The organism is Massilia sp. CT11-108, assembly GCF_047302915.1.
Classification (GTDB): Bacteria; Pseudomonadota; Gammaproteobacteria; order Burkholderiales; family Burkholderiaceae_D; genus Telluria; species Telluria orientalis.
This window is the reverse complement of record NZ_JBKYMO010000398.1, coordinates 1-5189: the sequence shown is the minus strand read 5'-3', so window position 1 is coordinate 5189 and position 5189 is coordinate 1. Positions and strand designations below refer to the sequence as shown.

Sequence of the window (5189 nt, the reverse complement as noted above, 5' to 3'; positions counted from 1 at the left end):
CCGGCGCGCAGGCGCACGCACAGGACACGCGCGCCGTGCGCGAGCCGGTCGTCCCGCCGGCCTGCGCGGTCCTGATCGGCGCGACCACGAACACGGGCCGCGACGATGCCGCGCGCATCCAGGCGGCCATCGACAAGTGCGCGCCCGGCCACGCCGTGGTGCTCGCGGCCAGTAACGACAAGCGCAGCTTCGTGGCCGGGCCACTGCAACTGCGCGACGGCGTCACACTGCTCGTCGACAAAGGCGCCACCCTGTACGCCAGCACGGACCCGCGCCTGTTCGACCGTGGCGCCGGCACGTGCGGCACGAACGATGCATCGGGCCGCGGCTGCCGGCCTTTCATCCTGCTCGACGGCGTGCGCGGCGCCGGCATCATGGGCACCGGCACCATCGACGGCCAGGGCGGACAGCGCATCGCCGGCAAGGACGAGACCTGGTGGCAGATCGCCCGCCGCGCGCAAAAGGAGAAGACCCGCCAGAACGTGCCGCGCCTGATCCAGGCCGACAAGGCGCGCGACGTCACCCTGTACCGCATCACGCTGAAAAATTCCCCGAACTTCCACGTCACGCTGAACAACGTGGACGGCTTCACCGCGTGGGGCGTCGTCATCGACACGCCCCACGACGCGCGCAACACGGACGGCATCGACCCGATCTCGTCGCGCAACGTGACCATCGCGCACAGCATCATCCGCACCGGCGACGACAACGTGGCGATCAAGGCCGGCGGCAACGGGCCGACCGAGAACGTCTCGATCCTGCACAACCGCTTCTACAGCGGCCACGGCATGTCCATCGGCAGCGAGACGAACGGCGGCGTGCGCCGCGTCCTCGTCGACGACCTGGCGATGGACGGGACCACGTCCGGCCTGCGTATCAAGAGCAACGACATGCGCGGCGGGCGGGTGGATGGCATCGTCTACCGCGACGTGTGCCTGCGCGGCATCCGGTCTCCCATCGAGATCACGACGCATTACGAACAGCCGGCGCAACCGGGTGCGCTCATCCCCGACTACGCCGCCATCCGCATGGAGCGGGTGCGCAGCACGACCCCGGGGCGCATCCTGCTGCAGGGATATGACGAGGCGCATCCGCTCGTGCTGGACTTGAAGGACGTGGCGACCGCCGCCGGGTCGGACATCAAACAGGAACATGCGCGCGTGCAGGGCGCGTTCGGCGCCGAGGCCGATTGCGCCGGGCGGTTCCTGCCGTTTCCCGAGCCGGCGGTCCGTTCCATGCGCCCGCAGCTGACGGCCGGGCAGGCGCGCGCCTACGACTACCGCGAGGTGCTGAAGTACGTGGGCCCCGTCGGCAACGAACGCATCGAGCCGTGGGATCCGCTGGCCGATCCGCTCGCGACCGGCGCGCCACTGCATGCCGACTACTCGGTCGATGCGCGCGCACCGGCGGACGGAACAACCCGTTTCGCCACCGTGCAGGCGGCCGTCGACCGCGCCGTGGCGGCGGGCGGTACGCGCCGCGTCGTCATCCGCATCGCCCCCGGCACGTACCAGGAACTCGTCTATGTGCCGCCGGGCGCCCCGCCGATCACCCTGGATGGCGCCGGCGCCGACCCGCAGGCCGTGCGCATCAGCGCCGCGCTGGACGCCTCGACGACGGGCGCCGCCTACCGCAGCCGCTACGCCGCCGAATTCGAGCACGCGGCGCCAGGTGTGCGGGCGATGGTCGACGCGCTGAAGGATTTGCCCGCCCTGCAGACGACGGGCTCCGCGACCGTGTGGGTGCGCGCGGACGGCTTCCAGGCCCGCAACCTGACGATCGAGAACGCGTACAACCGCGACGGTGCCGTCGCGCATGCGGAGTGCAAAGGCGACAACTGCCCCGACACGACGGGCGGCAGCCGCGTGCACCACCAGGCCGTCGCGCTGCGCGTCGACGGCGCCGACAAGGCGCAGTTCGAGCGCGTGCGCCTGCTCGGCCTGCAGGACACGCTGTTCCTCAGCTCGCAGGACGGCACGGCAACGGTGCGCAGCTTTTTCCACGACACGCACATCGAAGGCGACGTCGACTTCATCTTCGGCGACACCATCGCGGTCTTCAAGGACTGCGCCATCCACGCCATCGGCGGCCGCGCCGCGTCGTACGTGGCCGCGCCGGACACGAACCGCCGCGCGAAGTACGGTTTCGTGTTCGACGGCTGCCGCTTCACGAGCGATGCGCCGGGCGCGGCGAACACGCAGTTCTACTTTGCCCGCCAATGGTTCCATAACGAGCGCTGCACGCCGTACGGCTTCATCCCCGTCGAGGGCTATACGTGCCGGCTGGGCGACGTGGACGTGTACAAGGCGCCGAACGGCACGATCCGCCGGCGCACGCTGGGGACGGTCGGCAAGGCCGTGATCCTGCGCTCGCGCATCGGCCCGCATTTCGAGAAGACGACGCCGTGGTCGGAATGGAACCGCAACGGCACGCTGGCGCACCGCCCCGCGCAATTCAGCTCGGACGATTACTGGGACAACCTGGCCGGCACGCCGTTCGCACCGCCAGGCCAACGGCCCGTCCCCGCCGACGTCTACCTCGGCGAATACGATAACGCAAATGAGTACCCTTGAATGACGGAGACACCATGAAGCAATCATTCGACGCCCGCCGCGGCTTTTTGAAAACCGCGACCGTCGCCGGTCTCGCGCTGTCGGGGCCCGGACGGGCGCTGGCGGCGGCCGTTCCCGATCCGTGGAAGGCAGCGGCCGGCATCGCGCAGCGCCTCGCCAACCCCGTCAAGTTCCGCAAGGCGGAGTATCTCGTCACCGATTTCGGCGCCGCGCCATGCAAGCTCGTGCCCGTGAAGGCGTGGGTGTCGTTCGAGGACCAGGCCGACCTGCCGACGCCCGCGCCGGGCGCGCACGACTGCTACGCCGCGTTCCGGGCGGCCATCGAGAAATGCCACGCCGGGGGCGGCGGCCGCGTCGTGATCCCGAAGGGCGACTGGTTCTGCGCGGGCCCGATCGTGCTGCTGTCGAACGTGAACGTGCACCTCGCGAGCGGCGCGCACGTCTATTTCAGCAACGATCCGGCCGACTACGCGAAATACGGCGACGTCGACTGCGGCCCGAACGGCAAGCTGGTCGTCTCGCGCTGGCAGAGCAACGACTGCCTGAACTATTCGCCCATGATCTATGCGCGCAACCAGGACAACATCGCCCTCACCGGCGACGACTGGACGGCCATCCTCGACGGCCAGGGCGGCGTGCCGTTCCCCGGCCGCGCCGACTGCTGGTGGACGTGGAAGGGCAAGAACGCGACGATCAACTCGGTCGCCCAGGACAAGTCGCCGAACTACGTGCCCGGCAAGCTGGCGCAGAACCAGGTCAATGAACTGAATCCGAAGTCGCTGGCCGACGTGGCGCCGAATCTGCCGGAGGAAAAACGCCGGCTGATCCAGGGCGAAGGCGACAAGTGGCGCGCGGACGACGCGTACCTGCCCGCGCTGTCGGAAGCGGGCGTGCCCTTGGCGAAGCGCGTGTTCGGCGTGGGCCACTACCTGCGTCCGCCGATGATCCAGCTGATCGGGTGCACGAACGTGCTGCTGGAAGGCTACCAGGTCATCCAAACGCCGTTCTGGCAGCACCATCCGGTCGCGTGCCGCAATCTCACGATCCGCAAGGTCCACGCGAACAGCCTGGGGCCGAACAGCGACGGTTTCGATCCGGAAGCGTGCGACACGGTGCTCGTGGAAGGCTGCCAGTTCAACACGGGCGATGACTGCATCGCCATCAAGGCGGGCAAGAACCTCGACACGCAGTACGGCCCGTCGCAGAACATCGTCATCCAGAAATGCACGATGCAGAGCGGCCACGGCGCCGTCACGCTGGGCAGCGAGATGGCGGGCGGCATCCAGAACGTGTACGCGCAGGACCTCGTGTTCGAGAACATGAACTGGGCGACGAACCCGCTGAACACGGCGATCCGCCTGAAGACCAACATGAACCGCGGCGGCTTCCTGCGCAATTTTTATGTCCGCAACGTGAGCATCCCGAACGGCGTGCAGACGTCGCCGTCGTTCTATGCGTCACTGCCGGGTTCTCCGATCGCATCGAGGACGGTCGCCACGGCCGCCGGCGCCGTCGTCACGTTCGATTGCGACTACACGCCGCGCGCCGACAACGTGCGCGTGCGCCCGCCCGAGGTGCGCAACGTGCACATCTCGAAGGTCAGGGTGGGCAACGTGAAGACGAAGGACGGGTCGCTCGCGTCGTGCTTCCAGGCGTTCGTCATCCTCGGTCCGGTGGCGTCCGACTACAACGGGCCGGCGCCGGCGCCGGCCGTGCTGCCGGTGCGCGACGTGACGATCACGGACTGCGACTTCGGCACGCCCGTCAACGCGGCGCATCCGTGGTACACATATAACGTGCGGGGGCTGAAGCTGGCGAACGTCATGATCGGCGGGAAGCGGTACGACACGACCTTGTCCGCTTGACCGTCGCAGATGAACCGTCATTCCCGCGCACGCGGGAATCCATACTGACCATCAGATTTCCATAACAATGCTTCTGGCGCACAGCATCCGAATTCGATGAATCAGCATGGGTTCCCGCCTTCGCGGGAACGACGGTGCGGGATGCTCTACAATGCCGTCACCTCTGGCTTGCATGGGATGGATGATGGCGACACCGGCGTTCAACTACGGCTCCGACGTGACGGGGCTGGTCTGGGGCTTCCTGTTGCAGGACGCCGCGCAAGCGGTGTCCGTCGACGCGAAGGACGCCGAGACCTGGTTGCACGCCCCCGTCCCCGGGCAGTTCGTCTGGCTGCACTTCAACCTGTCGAATGCGGCCAGCGAGCGCTGGCTGCGCGCCCACGCCGGCCTGCCCGAGGAATTCTACGAGACGCTGCACCAGGGCTCGCGCTCCACCCGCATCGAAATGGCGGACGGCGCCCTGATCGCCGTCGTCAACGACGTCCTGCATAATTTTTCGGTCGATACGGCCGAGATCTCCACGCTGTGGGTCCACGTGACGCCGCACGGCGTGATCACGGCCCGGCGCAAGCCGCTGGAATCCATCGAGCGCCTGCGCCAGGATGTGCTGAACGGGGCGCCGCTGCGGTCGAGCGTCGAGCTGCTGGTGCATTTGCTGCGCGACCAGGCCGACGTCCTCGTCAACATCGTGCGCGATGCCGTGGCGCGGGTCGACACCGCCGAGGACCAGCTGCTGGCCGGCCGCCTCACG

Annotated in this window: 3 protein-coding genes; all 3 read left to right on the top strand. The window is 68.3% G+C overall.

Features of this window, described 5'->3' with window-relative positions; genetic code table 11:
• Positions 1 to 2573 (top strand): pectinesterase family protein (locus ACEN88_RS23880; RefSeq protein ID WP_413343654.1); only part of this gene is annotated, 2573 nt, incomplete at its 5' end.
• 14 nt (positions 2574 to 2587) lie between these two features.
• On the top strand, positions 2588 to 4438 hold the full coding sequence (locus tag ACEN88_RS23875) for a glycoside hydrolase family 28 protein (protein ID WP_413343652.1): 1851 nt from the start codon (positions 2588 to 2590) through the stop codon (positions 4436 to 4438).
• 184 nt (positions 4439 to 4622) lie between these two features.
• A partial coding sequence (locus ACEN88_RS23870) for a CorA family divalent cation transporter (protein ID WP_413343650.1) occupies positions 4623 to 5189 on the top strand: 567 nt, incomplete at its 3' end.